This is a genomic window from Sphingomonas sp. PL-96, from assembly GCF_020707215.1.
Lineage (GTDB): Bacteria > Pseudomonadota > Alphaproteobacteria > Sphingomonadales > Sphingomonadaceae > Sphingomonas.
Genome location: NZ_JAJFET010000001.1, coordinates 1157103 through 1177062, shown reverse-complemented (window position 1 = coordinate 1177062; position 19960 = coordinate 1157103). Strand labels below are relative to the sequence as shown.

At 66.6% G+C, this 19960-nt stretch carries 13 protein-coding genes and 1 pseudogene; 7 read left to right on the top strand and 7 right to left on the bottom strand.

Annotation, left to right across the window (positions count from 1 at the left end; all coding sequences use genetic code 11):
- Positions 1–181: 181 nt before the first annotated feature.
- From LK533_RS05370 to LK533_RS05360, 3 genes and pseudogenes are all read right to left on the bottom strand, one after another.
- The gene (locus LK533_RS05370) at positions 182–3118 is read right to left on the bottom strand and encodes a TonB-dependent receptor domain-containing protein (protein ID WP_229361715.1); all 2937 of its coding nucleotides are present in this window, start codon (positions 3116–3118) and stop codon (positions 182–184) included.
- A gap of 132 nt (positions 3119–3250) precedes the next feature.
- Positions 3251–4404: pseudogene (locus LK533_RS05365) on the bottom strand (aminotransferase class I/II-fold pyridoxal phosphate-dependent enzyme).
- Positions 4405–4672: 268 nt separating this feature from the next.
- A complete protein-coding gene (locus LK533_RS05360; protein WP_324255260.1) occupies positions 4673–5950 on the bottom strand; it encodes an aromatic amino acid transaminase in 1278 nt (425 codons plus the stop codon).
- 51 nt (positions 5951–6001) lie between these two features.
- Here LK533_RS05360 and LK533_RS05355 point away from each other — a divergent pair, with 51 nt between their 5' ends.
- Complete coding sequence (locus LK533_RS05355; protein WP_229361714.1) at positions 6002–6655, top strand: glutathione S-transferase family protein; 654 nt, start codon at positions 6002–6004, stop codon at positions 6653–6655.
- Positions 6656–6661: 6 nt separating this feature from the next.
- On the opposite strand, the gene LK533_RS05350 is transcribed toward LK533_RS05355, so the two are convergent.
- Positions 6662–7987: a dicarboxylate/amino acid:cation symporter gene (locus LK533_RS05350; protein ID WP_229361713.1), complete on the bottom strand. Its 1326-nt coding sequence runs from the start codon at positions 7985–7987 to the stop codon at positions 6662–6664.
- A gap of 198 nt (positions 7988–8185) precedes the next feature.
- On the opposite strand from LK533_RS05350, the gene alaS reads away from it, so the two are divergent.
- Positions 8186–10840, top strand: coding sequence for an alanine--tRNA ligase (gene alaS, locus LK533_RS05345; protein WP_229361712.1), 2655 nt, complete (start codon positions 8186–8188; stop codon positions 10838–10840).
- Between the two features lie 330 nt (positions 10841–11170).
- Here alaS and LK533_RS05340 read toward each other — a convergent pair whose 3' ends face one another.
- Complete coding sequence (locus LK533_RS05340) at positions 11171–12943, bottom strand: cation:proton antiporter (RefSeq protein ID WP_229361711.1); 1773 nt, start codon at positions 12941–12943, stop codon at positions 11171–11173.
- 111 nt (positions 12944–13054) lie between these two features.
- On the opposite strand from LK533_RS05340, the gene ybaL reads away from it, so the two are divergent.
- A complete protein-coding gene (ybaL, locus tag LK533_RS05335; RefSeq protein WP_229361710.1) occupies positions 13055–14671 on the top strand; it encodes a YbaL family putative K(+) efflux transporter in 1617 nt (538 codons plus the stop codon).
- 66 nt (positions 14672–14737) lie between these two features.
- On the opposite strand, the gene LK533_RS05330 is transcribed toward ybaL, so the two are convergent.
- On the bottom strand, positions 14738–15961 hold the full coding sequence (locus tag LK533_RS05330) for an NADP-dependent isocitrate dehydrogenase (protein ID WP_229361709.1): 1224 nt from the start codon (positions 15959–15961) through the stop codon (positions 14738–14740).
- A gap of 162 nt (positions 15962–16123) precedes the next feature.
- Between LK533_RS05330 and LK533_RS05325 the strand changes: the two genes are divergently transcribed.
- On the top strand, positions 16124–16855 hold the full coding sequence (locus LK533_RS05325; RefSeq protein WP_229361708.1) for a phosphatidylserine decarboxylase: 732 nt from the start codon (positions 16124–16126) through the stop codon (positions 16853–16855).
- Between the two features lie 9 nt (positions 16856–16864).
- On the top strand, positions 16865–17641 hold the full coding sequence (locus tag LK533_RS05320) for a CDP-alcohol phosphatidyltransferase family protein (RefSeq protein WP_229361707.1): 777 nt from the start codon (positions 16865–16867) through the stop codon (positions 17639–17641).
- Here LK533_RS05320 and LK533_RS05315 read toward each other — a convergent pair.
- A complete protein-coding gene (locus LK533_RS05315) occupies positions 17595–17813 on the bottom strand; it encodes a hypothetical protein (RefSeq protein ID WP_229361706.1) in 219 nt (72 codons plus the stop codon). The two genes, LK533_RS05320 and LK533_RS05315, sit on opposite strands and share 47 nt — an antisense overlap.
- Before the next feature lie 259 nt (positions 17814–18072).
- On the opposite strand from LK533_RS05315, the gene rpsB reads away from it, so the two are divergent.
- Positions 18073–18870: a 30S ribosomal protein S2 gene (gene rpsB / locus LK533_RS05310; RefSeq protein ID WP_229361705.1), complete on the top strand. Its 798-nt coding sequence runs from the start codon at positions 18073–18075 to the stop codon at positions 18868–18870.
- A gap of 88 nt (positions 18871–18958) precedes the next feature.
- Complete coding sequence (tsf, locus tag LK533_RS05305; protein ID WP_229361704.1) at positions 18959–19894, top strand: translation elongation factor Ts; 936 nt, start codon at positions 18959–18961, stop codon at positions 19892–19894.
- Positions 19895–19960: the final 66 nt, after the last annotated feature.

Genomic DNA, 19960 nt, shown 5'->3' with positions numbered 1-19960 from the left:
TGGCGGGAACTCCCACAAGCGCCGCCAACGTCAGCGTTCCAAGAAGCGCAATGCGGCGGGCGGCGATGGTCAAGCTCGTTCTCCAACAGGCGTCAGACGCGCAGAGGCGATCCGCGTGGACCGCCTCTGTCGTTGTGGAGCGGCAGGTCCCGACGGGGAGCCTGCCGCCCGCTCAGGCTTCTTAGAAGTCGGCGCTGATGCCCACGAACAGCGTCCGCCCCGCGACATCGTACACGCCCGGATAGGTGTTGCCGTTGCCGAACGAATACAGGTTGCCCTGCGACAGCACGGGCGGATCCTTGTCGAGCAGGTTGTTGACGCCGGCCCGAAACACCACACCCTCCTGCACCTTCAGCGTGCCCGCCAGGTCGAAGTAGCTGAACGCCTTGATGTGGTTGTTCAGCTCCGAATAGCTGCCGCTGGTCAGGAACGGATCGTCGGTGTTGGTGCTGAGCTTGGTCTTGCCGATATAGCGCCAGTTGAGGGACAGGCTGCCGACGTTCTGCGCATCGGTCCAGGTGAAGCGGGCCTGGTGGCGCCACTCCGGCGAAGGCTGGCCGCAGGTCGGACCGAACAGACCCTTGCAATCATAGGAGCCGAGGCCCGGAAGCGGCTCGGTGACGAGTTCGTTCAGCCAGGTGCCGGTCACGTCGAAGCCGAACGTGCCCATGGATGCGGTCGGGATCGAATAGCTCCCAACCACGTCGATGCCCGAGGTCTTGAGCGAACCCGTGTTGAGGTTCGTCGAGACGATATAGCCCTGCCGGCCAAAGATCGTGCCGGTACGCGGATCGCGGTTGAACAGCCCGCAGAAATACGGGTCGCCGGTGGCGAAGCACTGGCTGATCGTCAGTGAGGTCGGAACCGAGCTGATATAGTCCTTCACCTTGATGTTGAAGTAATCGACGGAGAGCGAGAAGCGCGGCAGGAACCGTGGCGTCAGCACCGTGCCGATCGTGAAGGTGTCGCCCTTTTCCGGCTTCAGGTCGGGATTGCCGCCGCCCAGTGCGCTGCACGTTTCCGACGGGCATTCCAGGATGGTCCCATATTGCGCCGCCGTCACGCCGGTCAGCATGCACTGCTCGAGCGATGCTTCCGGGTTGGTGCCGGCGCAGGGATCCTGTGCGGACACGTTGCCGATCGACTGGCTGGCGTAGAGTTCGGAGATGTTGGGCGCGCGGATCGCTCGGTTGTAGCTGCCCCGGAAGCGGATGTCGGACACGGGCGCGTATTCGATTTCGAACTTGTAGGTCGAGATCTTCTTGGCCTGGCTGCTATAGTCCGACAGGCGATAGCCGGCGTTGAGCGTCAGCGACTTGGCGAAGGGCAGGTCTTCCAGAACCGGCACTTCAAGCTCCCCGTAGACCTCGCTGACGTTGAACTTGCCCTGCGACTCCGTCGTGCCCTTCGATTGCGCGACCTCGTCCGCTTCGAACTTCAGGGTCTCGCGGCGATGCTCCACGCCCAGCACCAGGCCGATGCCGTGCGTGGCCCAGGGGCTTACAACGCCATAGCTCGTCAGGTCCGCGCTGACGTTGCCGCTATAGACCTGCTCGGTATCCAGGCCGCGGGTGTAGCTCGGTACGTAGATATAGTCGAATGCGTCCTGAGAGATCGCGCCATAGCCGAACACGTCCAGCGGCACGCAATTGGGATCGGTGCCGTCGACGACGGAGGTGCAGGTCGGCGTGCCGTTGACGTCCACCACCTGCAGGCCGCGGTTCGCGCGCCGCGCGTCGATGTCGTTCTGGTAATTCTCACGGAACAGCACGCGCGAGTAGAGCGCGTTCACGTCGTAGCGGATCCCCTCGGCGATCTGCCCGCGCACGCCGCCCGTGATGCGCCAGTCGGTGTGGCGCAGGTCATCCCGACGCGGCCGCGCGTTGCCCGCGACCGGGCGATAGCCGATGAACAGGTCCTGCGTTGCCGACGTGCCATAGGCGTCGCCGCACAGGGTCTGACCCTGCTGCGCGCTCATCAGCGGGTTGTTGCAGTTGATGGTGTAGGTATCGCCCTGCCACAGGGCGGAGGGTGCGACCTGCGAATAGCTGCGGTCATCCATGAACATGCCGCTGGCATAGACCTCGGCCGCCGGGCTGATCTCGAAATGCGCGAAGCCGCCGGCCGTGTAGCGCTCGTCCGAACGCTGGAAATAGTTCAGCGGCGCCGTGTTGTAGCGATACTCGGGGCCGTAGGTCGCCCAGGTCTTCTGTCCATCCTTGGTGTTGACATAGGTGGTGCCGAAGCCGGGTCCCGACAGCGGATTGAAGAGGCCATACTGGTTGTTCGACGAACCGCCGCAGATCAGGCCCGTCGAGTCGGCGTTCGGATCGAACGCGCAGGCGGAGACGTCGCGATCCGACTGCAGGATCGGCTTGACGCTGCGATAGCCGAAATAGGCGGTGATGTTGCCGCGGCCGTCGGCGAAGTCCTTGCCAGCGGCCAGGCTGAGGTTCAGCCGCTGGCCGTCGAGCACGTTGCGGTTCGCGCGGTCATAGCCGGCGTCCTCCACGATCTGGCGCGCGGCATCATTGTTGTTGTCGTGGAAGGAGAAGCCGTACTGGACATCGGCGCGCACACCGTTGAGGTTCTGCTTCAGGATGAAGTTGACCACGCCCGAGATCGCGTCGGAGCCATAGACGGCAGAGGCGCCGCCGCTCACCACGTCGACCCGCTCGACCAGCACGGACGGGATCAGGTTCAGGTCGTTCGCCTGCACCGGCAGCAGCCGCTGCCCGTTCACCAGCACCAGGTTGCGGTTGCTGCCCAGGTTGCGCAGGTTGACCCGCGCCGTGCCGTCGGAACCGTTCGAGACGTTCTCGTTCGCGTCTGCCGTCACCTGCGGCAGGCGGTTCAGCACGCTTTCGACGTTGGTCGCGCCCTGCAGCCGGATTTCCTGCGCACCGACGACCGTGAGCGGGCTGTTGCTGGTGAGGTCCGGGCGCTGGATGCGGGTGCCGGTGACGGTGATCGTTTCGGATGCGGCGTCCGATTCCGATGGCGGCGCAGTGTCCTCGATCGTGGGACCGGTGGTCTGTGCTGCTGCCTGCCCCCCGGCCGCCAGCACTGCCGCAACGGCGAAAATCGACGTGAACCGTCGGATGTCGCGGTGACGCATCTTCTTACTCCCCTTGGATAGCCCTTGGGAAGGAGAACACATGATCGAATACCGAATGTCAAATACGTTATACGATTCTTGTCGGCAGAGCTCTCGTGAGTTTCAAAGTGTTGCTTCTCTGTAACGGTTTCGTCACAGGCGCGGCTGGCCGGGCTGGGCTGAAACCGTGGGGAGCCAAGCCCGCAGCCGCGCGATTGCCTCGACGACGAGCGGCGTCGCGACAGCGAAGCTGAACCGGATGAAGCGCCCGCCGCGGATCGGATCGAAGTCCATGCCCGGAGCGGTCGCGATGCCGGTGTCGCTCAGCATCTGCTTGCAGAAGGCGATGCTGTCGTCGGTCAGATGGGCAACGGACGCATAGATGTAGAAGGCACCGTCCGGAGGCGCGATCTCGCCCAGTCCCAACTCCGGCAGCGCGGCAAGCAGCAGTGCACGGTTGCGCCTGTAGGTGTCGAGGTGCCCCTCCAGCTCTTCCGGTGCGTCGAACGCTGCCAAGGCTGCATGCTGGCTCAGGGACGGCGGGGTGAGGAACAGGTTGCCCATCCGCTTGCGCGCTTCCTCCACAAGGTCGGCAGGTGCGACCATCCAGCCCAGTCGCCAGCCCGCCATGCTGAAATACTTGGAAAAGCTGTTGAGGATGATCGCGTCTGCCGAGTGCCGCAGCATCGTGTCCGCAGGCTGGTCGTAGCTCAGCCCATGGTAGATCTCGTCTGACACGATGCGAATGCCTCTGGCGCGGCACAGCTCGGCGATCTCGGCCAGTTCCTCAGGCGGGATGATCGTGCCGGTCGGGTTCGCGGGGCTCGCGAGGATCAGTCCCGCAGGCGCCGGATCAACTGCCGCCAGCGCATCCGCGACATCTGGAAACGAACCTCTGCGCCGCAGTCGATCTCCACCGGCTCCATGTGCAGCGCGCGCAAGGTATTGCGATAGGCGACATAGCCCGGCCGCGCGGTCACTACCCGGTCGCCTGGCATGAAGGCGGTTGCCAGCCCCAGGACGAGGGCGGGGGACGCTCCGCAGGTCAGCAGGATGCGCTCCGGGTCCACTGCCACGTCATAGCGATCGGCATAATGCCGGGCGATCCGCGCCTTGAGCGCCGGGCTCTCCCAATAGCCCATCGCGTCGCTGTCGAGCACGCGGTGCGCGGCGGCGATCGCGGTGCTCGGCGCGCCGGTGGACGGCTGGCCGAATTCCATATGGATGATCGAGCGGCCTTCGCGCTTCAGCTGATGGGCAAGCTGGCTGATGGCGATGGCGTGAAACGGTTCAACGGTGCTGCGCATCGCCGGCTCTTCCCACGCCGCCGCCCCAAGCGCCAGCCCATCACGCGGCCCGCGCGCCGCTCACGAGCTTCCCCGGCCCGATCGTACCCCAGGCCAAGGTCGGAGCCCGGATGCGGCCACAACTCGATGGCCAATCGAGCCCTCCGTGCTCCTGCGGAGGCAGGAGCCCAGGGTATCCCGTACCAACGCCCGCGGTTCTGCTCCGGGGCGGCCTCTCGCACCTCGAGCAAGGGACTCGTCTCCGCAGAAAGTACGCAATAGCCGCAGCCTAGGCGACTCCCGCCGCGACCAGCGCCTTCAACGCATCGCCAAACTGCGAGATGCCGGCTTCGCTGAACCCGGCGATGTTGATGCGGCCGGAGGCTGCCATGTAGATCGCATGCTCCTCGCGCAGCCACGCCACCTGGCTGCGGGAGAGGGGCAGGGTGGCGAACATGCCCTTGCCGCAGGCGATCGGCGCCAGGTCGATGCTCCCGATCGTTCCCAGGGCGCTTACGCCGCGGCGCAGCAGGCACAGCCGCTCACGCATCGAATCCAGCTCGGCGCGCCACTCGGCGGCAAGTGCCGCATCCTCCAGCACGATGCGGGCGGCGGCGGCGCCGTGATCGGGCGGCATCGACCAGTTGGCGCGCGCCAGCGCCAGCAGGTTGGAATAAAGGATCGCGGTTTCCTGCGCGGTCGGCGCCACGGTCCACAGCGCGCCGGTGCGCTCGCGGTAGAGGGCGAAGTTCTTGTCGCACGAATAGGCGAGCAGGCCGTGAGTGCAGCGCGCCAGCACCGCCCGCGCACCGGCCGCATCTTCGTCCCAGCCGTCGCCCAGTCCCTGATAGGCGAGGTCCACGAACGGCACGAGCCCGCGCGCCTCGACTCGAGCGGCGATCTCCGCCCACAGCGCTGCGTCCGGGTCGATGCCGGTGGGGTTGTGGCAGCAGCCGTGCAGCAGCACCGCGTCGCCAGCGGCCGCCTGGTCGAGCGCCGCAAGCATTGCCGCGCCGTTCAGCGTCTGGCTTGCCACGTCAAAGGCGTCATACGCCCTGGGCTCCAGCCCGGCAGCGGCAAAGATGGGCGCGTGGTTGGGCCAGCTTGGCGTCGCCATCCAGATGCGGGTCACGCCGGCCCGCGCCAGCAGTTCCGCACCCAGCCGCAGCGCGCCGGTGCCGCCCGGCGTCTGGATGCCGGCCGTGCGCTCGGCCGGCACCGGATCGCCCAGCACCAGCGGCGCGAGCGCGGCGACGAAGCGGGCATCGCCTTCCGGGCCCAGATAGGACTTGCTGTCCTGATGGGCGAGCAGCCGCGCCTCCGCCGCCTTGACGGCGCGCATGACCGGGGTGCCGCCCTCCGCATCGCGGAACATGCCGACTCCCAGGTCCAGCTTGTTGGGCCGCGGATCGCCGCGATAGGCGCCGATCAGCGCCAGCAGCGGATCTGCGGGCAGGAGCGAGAGCTGTTCAAAGGCCATGGTGTCTTCCGGATAGGACGTCAGGATCGCGACGCCGGTTTGCAGTGCGGCGGTTAGCCTCGGGACCGGCACGGGCGCAATCGCCATGCAGCCAAGCGCGCGGTCTCGACGTTGGGCGTTTCAGGCAGGAGGCACTGGATGATCACCGTTCACCATCTTGAGAACAGCCGCTCGCAACGGGTGCTCTGGCTGCTGGAGGAGCTGGGGCTCCCCTATGCGGTGAGACGCTATGAGCGGAACAAGGCGACGATGCTCGCCCCGCCCGAGCTTCGCCAGGTGCACCCCCTGGGTAAGTCGCCGGTGATCGAGGACGCCGCCTCTGCCGGGGGCACGCCCGTCGTGGTCGCAGAGACGGGGGCGATCGTCGAGTATCTGGTCGAGAAAGCTGATGGTCGCCTGGGCGCGCCGGCACATCGCGAGTCCGCGCTGCACTACCGCCACTTCCTCCACTATGCCGAAGGATCGCTGATGCCGCCGCTTCTGGTGAAGCTGGTGCTCGGCCGGGTACCGCTGCTCGGCAAGGCGGCGCAGCGTCGTATCCAGCCGATGATCGACGTCCACCTCGACTTCGTGGAGGGCGAGTTGTCGCGGCGCGACTGGTTCGCGGGCGACGTGTTCACCGCCGCAGACATCATGATGAGCTTTCCGTTGGAGGCAGCGCGGAATCGAGCCGGGCTCGATGAAACGCGCCCGGCGACGATCGACTGGCTGGAGCGGATCCACGCCCGCCCCGCCTATGGCGCTGCCTTGGCAAAGGGCGGACCCTATGCCTATGCCTATGCCTATGCATAACGCCGCTTAGCCGATGTCCCGGAAGCTGTCCGGGGCGTCGCCGCGCGGGGTGCCGGAGGGGGCGTGCGCCGGCTCGATCTCTGCCGGTTCCGCCGGATCCAGCCCGCCCTCCCACTTGGCGATCACGGTCGCCGCAATCGCATTCCCGATCACGTTGGTCGCGGTGCGGCCCATGTCGAGGAAATGATCGACGGCCAGGATCAACAGCAGGCCGGCCTCCGGGATCTTGAACATCGACAGCGTGGCCGCGATCACCACCAGGCTGGCGCGCGGCACGCCGGCGATGCCCTTGGACGTGACCATCAGCACCAGCAGCATGGTGATCTGCTGGCCGATCGACAGGTCGATGCCATAGGCCTGGGCGATGAACAGCGACGCGAACGTCATGTACATCATCGAGCCGTCGAGATTGAACGAATAGCCAAGCGGCAGCACGAAGCTGGCGATGCGCGGCGGCACCCCGAACCGGTCGAGCGCCTCGAGCGTGCGCGGGAAGGCGGCTTCGGAGGAGGCAGTCGAGAAGCCCACCAGGATCGGCTCGCGCAGGTAGCGGATCAGCTGGCCGACCCGCGGCCCGATCATCAGGAAGGCGATGCCGAACAGCAGCAGCCACAGCGAGGCGAGGCCCGCATAGACGCTGCCCATGAAATAGGCGAGCTGGCCGATGACACCGGGGCCCTGCTCGGCGAGCGTGCCCGCGACCGCGGCAAACACCGCGATCGGCGCGAACCGCATCACATAGTCGGTGATCTGCAGCATCACCGACACCAGCGCCTCAAGCGCGCGGGTGAGCGGGGCGGCCTTTTCGCCGACTGCCGTCATCGCCACGCCCACGAACACCGAGAACACGACGATCTGCAGGATTTCGTTGGTCGCCATCGCCTCGACCATCGAGGCGGGCACGATGTGGCTGATGAAGTCCTTGAGGTTGAACGACGCCTTGGCGAGCCCGGCCGACGCATCCGCCGGCGGCATCGGCAGCCCCAGGCCGACGCCCGGCTGCAGAAGGTTCACCAGGATCAGCCCGACCGTCAGCGACAGGAGGCTCGCGCCCACGAACCATGCGAACGCCCGCAGTCCAACCCGGCCAAGCGCACTCGTGTCGCCCATATGGGTGATGCCCACCACCAGGGTCGAGAACACCAGCGGCGCGATGATCATCTTGATCAGCCGCAGGAACAGCGCGGTCACGATCGAGAAATAGCCGGCGATGTCCTTCAGCTGCGCAGTGCCGGCGCCGCCGCCGTCATCCAGCGACGCATTCAGCACCCAGCCGACCACGAGGCCGAGCACCAGGCCGACAAGAATATAGGCGGTAAGCCGCTTGGCCATTCAGAAAACACCCCCGGGGAACAGGCCGCGCAACCAAGGGGAATGCGCCGCCCGGGTCAAGCCGATTGTCCCCGAACGCTTCTGCCGCGCCACCGCCGGCGCGCTTTCGTGCAACGTCTCTGCGACCTTTTCCTGGCGGCGCAGCAAGTCCCGCGCGGATCGCTTGGCAAGGTCGCGGCTTGCCCCTAATCAGCGCGCATGATCTCGACCAACGATGTTCGCCGCTCGTTCCTCGACTTTTTCGAGAAGGAGGGGCATGCGCGCGTCCCGTCTGCCCCGCTGGTGCCGCAGAACGACCCGACGCTGATGTTCGTGAACGCAGGCATGGTCCCGTTCAAGAACGTGTTCACGGGCCTGGAAACGCGCCCCTACAGCACCGCGACCTCGTCGCAGAAGTGCGTGCGCGCCGGCGGCAAGCACAACGACCTCGACAACGTGGGCTACACCGCGCGCCACCACACCTTCTTTGAAATGCTCGGCAACTTCTCTTTCGGCGACTATTTCAAGGATCGCGCGATCGAGCTCGCGTGGAACCTGATCACCCGCGAATGGGGGATCGCCAAGGACCGGCTGCTCGTCACCGTCTATCACACCGACGATCAGGCGGCAGAGCTCTGGAAGAAGATCGCCGGCCTGTCCGACGACCGCATCATCCGTATCGCTACCAAGGACAATTTCTGGGCGATGGGCGACGACGGCCCCTGCGGTCCGTGCTCGGAAATCTTCTTCGACCATGGCGATCACATCGCCGGTGGTCCCCCGGGATCGCCCGACGAGGACGGCGACCGCTTCGTCGAGATCTGGAACCTCGTCTTCATGCAGTATTTGCAGCAGGCGAACGAGATCGTCGGCGAACTGCCGCGCCCATCGATCGACACAGGCATGGGGCTGGAGCGCGTTGCAGCGGTGCTGCAGGGCGTCCACGACAACTACGACACCGACACCTTCCGCGCGCTGATCGACGAATCGGGCGCGCTCACCGGTGCCGCCACCGACGGGCCGATGCAGGCGAGCCACCGCATCATCGCCGACCATCTGCGCGCCTCCGGCTTCCTGGTTGCCGACGGCGTGCTGCCGGCGAACGAAGGTCGCGGCTATGTGCTTCGCCGCATCATGCGGCGGGCGATGCGCCACGCGCACTTGCTGGGGGCCAAGCAGCCGCTGATGCACCGCATGGTGCCCTCGCTGGTGGCCGAGATGGGCGCCGCCTATCCCGATCTCGTCCGCGCGCAGCCACTGATCGAGGCGACGCTGCTCCAGGAGGAAACCCGCTTCCGCCAGACGCTCGACAAGGGCCTGCGCCTGCTCGACGAGGCGACCGCCGGCATGGCCCAAGGCGACACGCTCGCGGGTGAGACCGCGTTCAAGCTCTACGACACCTTCGGCTTCCCCTATGACCTGACCGAGGATGCGCTGCGCAGCCAGGGCCTGGGCGTCGACCGCGCCGGCTTCGAAACTGCGATGGCCGAGCAGAAGCGCGCCGCGCGTGCCGCCTGGAAGGGCTCGGGCGCCAAGGCCTCGGACGAAGTGTGGTTCGACATCGTCGAGGAAAGCGGCGCCACCGAATTCACCGGCTATGCCGTGGCTGAAGGTCAGGGCGAGGTGATCGCGCTGGTCCGCGACGGCGCGCGCGTCGACCGCGCCGAAGCGGGCGAGGAAGTGCTTGTGGTCACCAATCAGACGCCTTTCTACGCCGAAAGCGGCGGTCAGGTCGGCGACAGCGGCACAATCGACACCGACAAGGGCCTGTCGGCAACCGTGCTCGACACGTCCAAGCAGCTCGGCAAGCTCCACGTCCACCGCACGCGCATCGACGCTGGCGCGCTGGCCGTGGGCGACAGCGTCCACCTCGCGATCGACACCGCACGTCGTGGCCAGATCCGCGCCAACCACTCCGCCACCCATCTGCTGCACGAGGCGCTGCGTGAGCAGCTCGGCACCCATGTTGCGCAGAAGGGCAGCCTGGTTGCGCCCGAGCGGCTGCGCTTCGATTTCTCGCAGCCCACCCCCGTCACGCCCGCCGACATCGCCGAGGTGGAGGCGCAGGTGAACGCACAGGTGCGCGGCAACGGCACCGTCACCACGCGCCTCATGACCCCCGACGACGCCATCGCGATGGGCGCCATGGCGCTGTTCGGTGAGAAGTACGGTGATGAAGTCCGCGTCGTCTCGATGGGCGAGGATGCCGAGGGCACCTATTCGATCGAGCTGTGCGGCGGCACGCACGTCAATGCGCTTGGCGAGATCGGCGTGTTCAAGATCGTCGGCGAAGGTGCGGTTTCGAGCGGCGTCCGCCGCGTCGAGGCGCTGACCGGCGAGGCGGCCCGCCAGTGGCTGGCCGGCCGCGACGAAAAGCTGCGCGAAGCGGCTGCTCTGCTCAAGGCGACCCCGGACGAGGTGCCGGGTCGCGTCGCTACCCTGGTTGAGGAACGCCGGCGTCTGGAGCGCGAACTTGCCGAGGCCAAGAAGGCGCTCGCACTCGGCGGCGGTGCCGGTGCAGCCCCCGCAGGACCGGAGACGGTCGGCGGCGTCGCCTTTGTCGGCCAGGTGCTCGACGGGCTCGAGGCCAAGGCTCTGCGCGGTGCGGTCGACGAGGCTAAGCAGCGCATCGGCTCCGGCGTCGTTGCGCTGGTCGCGGTCAACGAAGGCCGCGCCTCGGTCGCAGTCGGCGTCACCGCCGATCTGGTCGCCATCCACAGCGCGGTCGATCTGGTCAAGGCGGCAGTCGCCGCGCTGGGCGGGCAGGGTGGCGGCGGCCGTCCCGACATGGCCCAGGGCGGCGGTCCGGACGGCGACAAGGGCGATGCTGCCATCGCGGCGGTACGCGCAGCGCTGGAGCTGGTCGCGGCCTGAATCAGGCGGGGCAGGTCGCCATCGGTTCGGCCGTGGCACTGAGTCCCTGCCTCGCGAGACATCAAAGGCCCTGTCCCGTGCTCCTGCGAAGGCAGGAGCCCAGGGTCACACGCTCCGACAGCGGTTGTTCTGCTTGGCCCTGTATCCCTGCCTGCGCAGGGATACAGAATCTGAGCGGAGAGGGCAAAGGGCGGACCCGCCGATCGTCGGGTGCGAAGCGGTCGTTCAGCGCAGCCGCAGGCTCAGGGTTTCGGGCGATGCCTAGCGCTATGTGAAAACGCGTGAGAAGCCGCCTCTAAGTCATTAGTTTCAAACAAAACCCCCGGCGGGTCACCCCGCAACCTCGCTCCGTCGCGTACGCCGCAGCCTCGGCTCGCGCTCCAATCCAGCGCCCTCGCGGATCTCCCGGCGCAGTTCGTCCCGCTTCTCGTGGATAGAGGCGATCACAGGGCCCATCGCCACGCCCATTTCCACCAGTACGGCCTCCGAGAGCTGCAGCGAACTCTCGAGCGTCTCCGGCACCGCCTCCGTCACCCCGGCGGCATACAGCTCGGCCGCATGGGCCGCGTCCCGCGCGCGGGCGACGATGGTGAGGTCGGGCACCCAGCCGCGTACCCGCCGGGCGATGCGCACGGTCAGGACCGGCTCGTCCATGGTCAGGATCAGCGCGCTCGCCCGGCCCAGGTTGAGGCGGTCGACCAACTCCGGGCGCACCACGTCGCCGAAGATCACCGGATAGCCGTCGCGCCGCGCGGCCGCGACCGTGTCGATGTTGGACTCCACCGCGACGAACGGCTTGTCATGGGCGCGCAGCATGTCGGCGACCATCCGACCGACCCGGCCGAAGCCGATGATGACCGCACCTGGTCCCTCGGCGCTCGGTTGCGGTTCCTCGACGCCGCTCCGCAGATCGATCTGGCGCGCCACCCGCTTGCCCACCATCGCCAACAGCGGCGTGATGGTGAGGCCGATCGCGGTCACCGTCTGCCAGAAGGCGGCGGTCGAGGGCTGGATCAGCTGCGCCTGAGCCGCGGTCGCGAGCACGATCAGCGTCGTCTCGGACGGGCTCGCCATCAGCAGGCTCGTCTCGGCCGCAACGCCGCGACGCAAACGGGCCACCCGCAGCATCGCGCCCGTCACCAGCGCCTTTACCAGCACGACGCCGCCGACCGCGGTCGCGAGCGACAGCCAGTTCTCGGCGATCGAGCGCAGGTCCAGGCTCATGCCGACCGTGATCAGGAACACGCCCAGCGCCAGCCCCTTGAACGGCGCGGTGATGACTTCGACCTCGGTATGATATTCGGTTTCGGCGATCAGCAGGCCGGCGAGCAGCGCCCCGACGATGGGGGAGAGACCGGCAGCAGTCGTGACCATGCTGGCGACAATCACCACCAGCAGGCTCGCCGAGAGAAACAGCTCCGGGCTCTTGGTGCGTGCAGCCTGGGCGAACAGCCGCGGCAGGATCAATCGCCCGCCGACGAACAGCGCAGCGATCGCCACGCTGCCCCAGATGAGCGTCTGGATGATGCCGCTCCAGCCAGCATCCTGCGCGTTGGGCGCAAGCGCACCCAGCGCAAAGATGATCGGCACCAGCGCCAGATCCTCAAACAACAGCATGGAAAAGGCCGTGCGCCCGACGACGCTGGTCGTGCCTGCCATCGGCAGCACCAGGGCGGTCGACGACAGCGCCAGCGCCATGCCCAGCCCCAGGGCGCCCGGCAGCCCCTGGCCCAGCAGGAACAGCGCCCCGCCGATGAAGAGGCCGGACACCAGCAGTTCCGACGCGCCGAGCCCGAACACCTGCACGCGCATCGCCCACAATCGCCGGAACGACAGCTCCAGCCCGATGGAGAACAACAGCAGCACGATGCCGAATTCGGCAAAGGGTTCGATCGAGTGCCGATCGGTGATCGTGACGTGGAACAGCCACGGGAAGCGGTCGACCAGCGCGCCGAGGCCCGCTGGACCCACCAGCACGCCCACCAGGATGAACCCGATCACCGGATTGACGCGAAAGCGCGCAAACGCCGGGATCACCAGCCCGGCGGCTCCCAGGATCACCAGCGAGTCGCTGAACGGCGTCGAATCGATCGGTAGGGGCATGCGTCCTTGTTGCGGATGACGGCGCAGATGCCAACGCCGCTGGCCTTCGGTGCTTTCAATCCCGGCGACGCTTCCTAGGTTGAACGAAGAAACCAGCCGAGAGGAGCGCGAATGCCGCATGCCACCCCGTTGATTGCCACCGTCGTCGCGGGGATCGTCATCGCCTTTATCTTCGGCGCCGTCGCGCAGCGGCTACGCATGCCTCCACTGGTCGGCTATCTGCTCGCGGGCGTTGTCATCGGCCCGTTCACGCCCGGGTATGTCGCCGACCAGCCGCTCGCCAACGAACTGGCCGAACTCGGCATCATCCTGCTGATGTTCGGGGTGGGCCTGCATTTCTCGGTTCGCAACCTGATGGAGGTACGCCGCGTCGCCGTCCCCGGCGCGCTGGTGCAAATTCTGGTCGCGACCCTGCTGGGCGCAGGGCTTGCCAGCTTCTTTGGATGGTCGATCGGCGCAGGCATCGTCTTCGGCCTGGCGCTCTCCGTCGCCAGCACCGTTGTCCTGCTGCGCGCGTTGCAGGAGCGCCGGCTGCTCGACACCGATCGCGGTCGCATCGCGGTAGGCTGGCTGATCGTCGAGGATCTGGTGATGGTTCTCGCCCTGGTGCTGATCCCCGCCTTTGCGAGCGGTGGCGGCGATCCGATGGCGCTGCTCGGCACGATCGCGCTGACCATCGGCAAGGTCGCGGTGTTCGTTGCGGTGATGCTGCTTGGAGGCCGGCGGTTTGTGCCGTGGCTGCTCCACCTCATCGCGCATTCCGGCTCGCGCGAGCTGTTTCGCCTGGCGGTGCTTGCGATCGCGCTCGGGGTCGCCTTCGGCGCGGCGATGCTGTTCGGCGTGTCCTTCGCGCTGGGCGCCTTCTTTGCGGGCATGGTGCTGGCCGAGACTCCGCTCAGCCACCGCGCTGCCGAGGAGACGCTGCCGCTGCGCGACGCCTTTGCGGTGCTGTTCTTTGTCTCGGTCGGCATGTTGTTCAACCCGTCGATCCTGATCGAGCACACGCTTCCAGTGCTGGCGGCGCTCGCGATCGTGCTGGTCGGCAAGTCGATCGCCGCCTTCGGCATCGTGCGGGCGTTTGGCCGCGATCGCCGCACTGCGCTGACCATCGCCGCCAGCCTGGCGCAGATCGGCGAATTCTCCTTCATTCTCGCGACCTTCGGGGCCGAACTTGACCTGCTTCCTCGCGATGGTCGCGACCTGATCCTCGCAGCCGCGATCCTGTCGATCCTGCTTAATCCGCTGCTCTTCAACCTGATCGACCGGTTCGGCCGTCGTTCGCAAGAGGCGGCCCCGATCGGCGGCGCGCCTGCGATGCCGGCAGCCGGGCACATCGTCCTGGTGGGCCATGGAAGGGTCGGCGCGCGGGTGGCCAGCCGGCTCCTGGAGGCAGGCGAGCGGCTGACGTTGGTCGAGGTGGAGGACCGTCATGAGGGGTTGCCGGAGGCGGCGACGATCGTGCTGGGCAATGCCGCCAATCCCGCGACGCTTGCACGCACCGGCCTGACGGACGCGCGCATGCTCTTCGTGTCGATCCCCGCGGGCTATGAGGCAGGGCAGGTGATCGAGCAGGCGCGCGCGATCAATCCGGCGCTGCACATCGTCGCGCGTGCCCACTCCGACGAGGAGGTGGAAGCGATGGCCCAGCGCGGCGCCAGCTGCACCTTCATGGGCGAGGCGGAGATCGCCCGCCGCATGGTGGACGAGGCGTTGGTCGGCATCCGCTAGCGCGCAACGGGAAAGGGCCGGCGGATCGCTCCGCCGGCCCTTCCTTGTGTCCGCTGTTCCGGAAGATCAGGCGCCGATGGCGCCCATCTTGTTCTCCAGATTGACGCGGACCTGTTCAAAGAACTGCTCGGTCGTCATCCAGGGCTGGTCCGGCCCGATCAGGATCGCGAGATCCTTGGTCATGTGGCCATTCTCGACGGTCTCGATGCAGACGCGCTCCAGCGTCTCGGCGAACTGAGTCACTTCCGGCGTGCCGTCGAACTTGCCGCGATACTTCAGGCCGCCGGTCCAGGCGAAGATCGACGCGATCGGGTTGGTGGAGGTCGCCTTGCCCTGCTCGTGCTGGCGATAGTGGCGGGTGACGGTGCCGTGCGCCGCTTCCGCCTCGATCGTCTTGCCGTCGGGCGTCATCAGCACCGAGGTCATGAGACCCAGCGAGCCAAAGCCCTGTGCCACCTGGTCCGACTGCACGTCGCCGTCATAGTTCTTGCAGGCCCAGACGAACTCGCCGTTCCACTTCAGCGCCGATGCGACCATGTCGTCGATCAGGCGGTGCTGATAGACGATGCCGGCGGCCTGGAACTTGTCGGCGAACTCGGTCGCGAACACCTCTTCGAAGATGTCCTTGAAGCGGCCGTCATAGGCCTTGAGGATGGTGTTCTTGGTCGAGAGATACAGCGGCCAGTTGCGGCCGAGGCTGTAGTTCATGCTGGCGCGGGCGAAGTCGCGGATCGATTCGTCCAGGTTGTACATGCCCATCGCGACGCCCGCTGCCGGGAAGTCGAACACCTCGTGCTCGATGACCTCGCCGTCGACGCCCTCGAACTTCATGGTCAGCTTGCCGGCGCCCGGCACCTTGAAGTCGGTCGCCTTGTACTGGTCGCCGAACGCGTGGCGGCCGACGACGATCGGGTGGGTCCAGCCCGGGATCAGGCGGGGCACGTTCTGGATCACGATCGGCTCGCGGAAGATCACGCCGCCCAGGATGTTGCGGATCGTGCCGTTCGGCGAACGCCACATCTTCTTGAGCCCGAATTCCTCGACGCGGGCTTCGTCCGGGGTGATCGTCGCGCACTTCACGCCGACGCCGTACTTCTGGATCGCCTTGGCCGAATCGACGGTGATCTTGTCGTCGGTCTCGTCGCGCTTCTGGATACCCAGGTCGTAATACTCGAGGTCGATGTCGAGGTAGGGGAGGATCAGCCGCTCGCGGATCCATGCCCAGATGATGCGGGTCATCTCGTCGCCGTCGATTTCCACGACGGGCGTCTTCACCTTGATCTTGGCCATGATCTCGCTTTCCGTTTGTCTGGCAGGGAAGGGTTGCCCTGCGTCTAGGAGCAAGCCGGGCATGGATCAACCGGCACCGGACGGCCGCGACAAGGGCGGGAAGGCGGGTTCGACCAAGCGCGCGTGTTGTCAGGCGAACGGGGCGCGGGTACACCCGTGCGCATGGCATCCTTGGAAAAACCGCCGATCGTGACGACGACGGTGAAATGGCGCTGGCCCTCGGTTCACCCCGAGGGGCGCAAATATGTAGCGATTTCCGCGATCGTTGCGGCAATCTTCCTGTTCTTCGTGTGGGACGAGCTCGGCTTTGTGCTGGTCGGCTTCACCATCTGGGTCGCTGCCTTCTTCCGGGATCCGATCCGGGTGACGCCACAGGGCGCCGACCTGATCGTGGCACCTGCCGATGGCCTGGTCACGATGATCGAGCGCGTGCCGCTGCCGCCCGAACTGCGCGGTCCGAACGGGCTTGGCGAAGAGCCGCTGGTGCGCGTGTCGATCTTCATGAGTGTGTTCGACGTCCACATCAACCGCTCGCCGATCGCAGGCACGGTGCGGCAGGTCGTCTATATCTCGGGCAAGTTCCTAAACGCCGACCTCAACAAGGCCAGCGACGAGAACGAGCGCCAGCACATCGTGGTGGAGGACATGTACGGCCGCCGCATCGGCTTCACCCAGATCGCCGGACTGGTCGCCCGCCGCATCGTCGGCTTCGTAAAGCCCGGCGATATCATCGCCGCCGGCCAGCGCGTCGGCCTGATCCGCTTCGGCAGCCGCGTTGACGTGTTCCTGCCCGATGGCATCGAGCCGCAGGTGATCCTGGGGCAGCGGAGCATCGCGGGCGAGACGATCCTGGGCCGCCCTGCCGTACCGGCGCCCGCCGGCGTCGCGCAGTAAGGCGGCCCGATGCGCCGACCCCGAACCGCCCGCGGCATTCCGCTGCGCGCCGTCGCGCCCAATGCGGTTACCGCCTTGGCTCTGTGCTCCGGCCTTACCGGCATCCGCTTCGCTATTGCCGGCGAGTGGGAGCGGGCAATCATCATGATCCTGGTAGCCGGCGTTCTGGACGGCATCGACGGCCGCATCGCCCGGCTGGTCCACGGCCAGAGCCGTTTCGGTGCTGAGCTCGATTCGCTTTCCGACGCCATCTCGTTTGGCGTGTCGCCCGCGCTGATCCTCTACCTCTGGTCGCTGGTGGAGGCGCCGCGGATCGGATGGATCTGCGCGCTGGTCTATGCCGTCTTCACCGCGCTCCGCCTTGCGCGCTTCAATGCGCAGATCGACATAGTGGAACAGCCGCACAAGTCCGCCGGCTTCCTGACCGGCATTCCCGCACCCGCGGGGGCGGGCCTGGCGATGCTGCCCATCTATGTTTGGCTGTGGTCGGACGAGGCGGTGTTCCGCTCACCCTGGATCGTCGCCCCTTGGGTGGCGTTCATCGCCTTCCTGATGGTGTCGAGCCTGGCGACCTACAGCTGGTCGTCTTTGAAGCTTCGGCGCAACATCCGCTTCGAGGCGATCGTGGTGGTGGTGATTGTCGCGGCAGCGCTGGTGTCTGCGCCCTGGCAGACGCTGACCGTCGTCTGCCTGGGCTATCTCGCGACGCTGCCGTTCAGCATCCGTTCCTACCGCCGGGTCAGGCGGCTGCGCGAACCGTCCGCGCCGTCGCCCGCTGCCGGATAAGGTTGCGGCGCGACGACAACCGGATGGCCGGCAGGCGCTCCATCGGCGTCTCCGGCCCGTGGCGGAGCAGGCGAACGATGCGGTGCCACTGTGGCGCCACCGTTGCCACGATCGTGGAGATCGCCACCGAGAGGGTGAGCGCGAAAAGCAGTGAAGCAAACAGACTGGCCATGAAAAACCTCCGAACGCTTGCCGGAACACGGTAACGCTTCTTTAAGACACAAGAAGCGCTGGCCGCTTTGGTTCCGAAATCCTGTTGTGAACATGGTATGTTCCACATTCGTTCCATCTGTCAACGCTTGATCTGACGAGGCGGCTGGGCTAAGCGCGCCGCCTCAACCCCGCATGGGAAGCGCACATACCGGTGTTCCGGGCCTTCAAGGTCCCCGAATTCCTGCTTCCCAGAGGCTCAACCGGAAGGAGTTATCCCTATGGCGGCACCTGTCGTCTCCATGCAGCAGCTGCTCGAATCGGGCGCGCACTTCGGTCACCAGACCCACCGCTGGAACCCGAAGATGAAGCCGTACATCTTCGGCGACCGTAACGGTGTTCACATCCTCGACCTGTCGCAAACCGTGCCGCTGTTCGCGCGCGCTCTTGAGTTCGTCTCGTCGACCGTCGCCGCCGGCGGCAAGGTGCTGTTCGTCGGCACCAAGCGCCAGGCGCAGGAGCCGATCGCTGACGCCGCGCGCAAGTCGGGCCAGCACTTCGTGAACCACCGCTGGCTGGGCGGCATGCTCACCAACTGGAAGACCATCGGCAACTCGATCAAGCGCCTCAAGACGCTTGAGGAGCAGCTGTCGGGCGACACGCACGGCCTCACCAAGAAGGAAGTGCTGCAGCTCACCCGCGAGCGCGACAAGCTCGAGCTGTCGCTTGGCGGTATCCGCGACCTGGGCGGCATCCCGGACATCATGTTCGTGATCGACGCCAACAAGGAAGAGCTGGCGATCAAGGAAGCCAATAAGCTCGGCATCCCCGTCGTCGCCATCCTCGACTCGAACGTCTCGCCGGAAGGCATTGCGTTCCCGGTCCCGGCGAACGACGACGCGAGCCGCGCGATCCGCCTGTATTGCGAAGCCGTTGCGATCGCCGCGACCCGCGGTGGCCAGCAGCAGATGCAGCAGGCTGACTTCGACGTCGGCGCGATGGACGAGCCGCCGGTCGAGGAAGCACTGGCTTCGGACGAGACCGTCGCTGCCGAGGGCGAGCAGCAGATCAACGCCTGATCGGCGCGGATCGAACGATTTTCGGGCGGGGCGGGGCATCATGCTCTACCCCGCCCGTAACTTTGACTGACATACAAGGAACCACGACATGGCAGAGATCACCGCCGCCGCCGTCAAGGAACTGCGCGAGCGTTCGGGCGCAGGCATGATGGATTGCAAGAAGGCGCTGGCCGGGAATGGTGGCGACATGGAAGCCGCCGTCGACTGGCTGCGCACCAAGGGTCTTGCCGCCGCCGCCAAGAAGTCCAGCCGCACCGCGGCAGAGGGCCTGGTGGGCGTTGCGGTTGCCGGCACCGTGGGTGCTGCGGTCGAGGTCAACTCCGAGACCGATTTCGTCGCCAAGAACGACCAGTTCCAGAACTTCGTCCGCGAAGTGACTCAGGTCGCGCTCTCGGTCGGTGACGATGTCGAAGCGATCAAGGCGGCAGCCATGCCGTCGGGCACCACCGTCGCCGACGTGCTGACGCACAACATCGCCACCATCGGCGAGAATCAGTCGATCCGTCGCGCCAAGCGCCTTGAAGTCACCAGCGGCGTGATCGTCCCCTATGTGCACAACGCCGCCTCGGCCGGTCTCGGCAAGATCGGCGTGCTGGTCGCGCTGGAGAGCGAAGCGGGTGCCGACGTGCTCGAGCCGCTCGGCAAGCAGATTGCGATGCACATCGCCGCTGCCTTCCCGCTGGCGCTGTCGGTTGAACATCTCGATCCGGAAGTCGTCGAGCGTGAAGCCGCCGTTCTGCGGGAGAAGAACGCCGAGAAGATCGTCGGCAAGAGCGCCGAAGTTGCCGAGAAGATCCTCAACGGCCCGATCGAGAAGTTCAAGAAGGAGAACGCGCTCCTGACCCAGGCGTTCGTCATGGACGGCAAGACCCCGGTTCAGGACGTGATCGCCGCGGCCGGCAAGGAAGCCGGCAGCACGATCGTGCTGAAGGACTATGTCCGCTTCCAGCTCGGTGAAGGCATCGAGAAGGAAGAGAGCGACTTCGCGGCCGAGGTTGCGGCAACCGCCGGCATCTCCAAGTAAGCGCTCGTTCTCGCGAGACGTTTTTGACGCGGGCGCGGCCACCCAGGTGGCCGCGCCCGTTGTCGT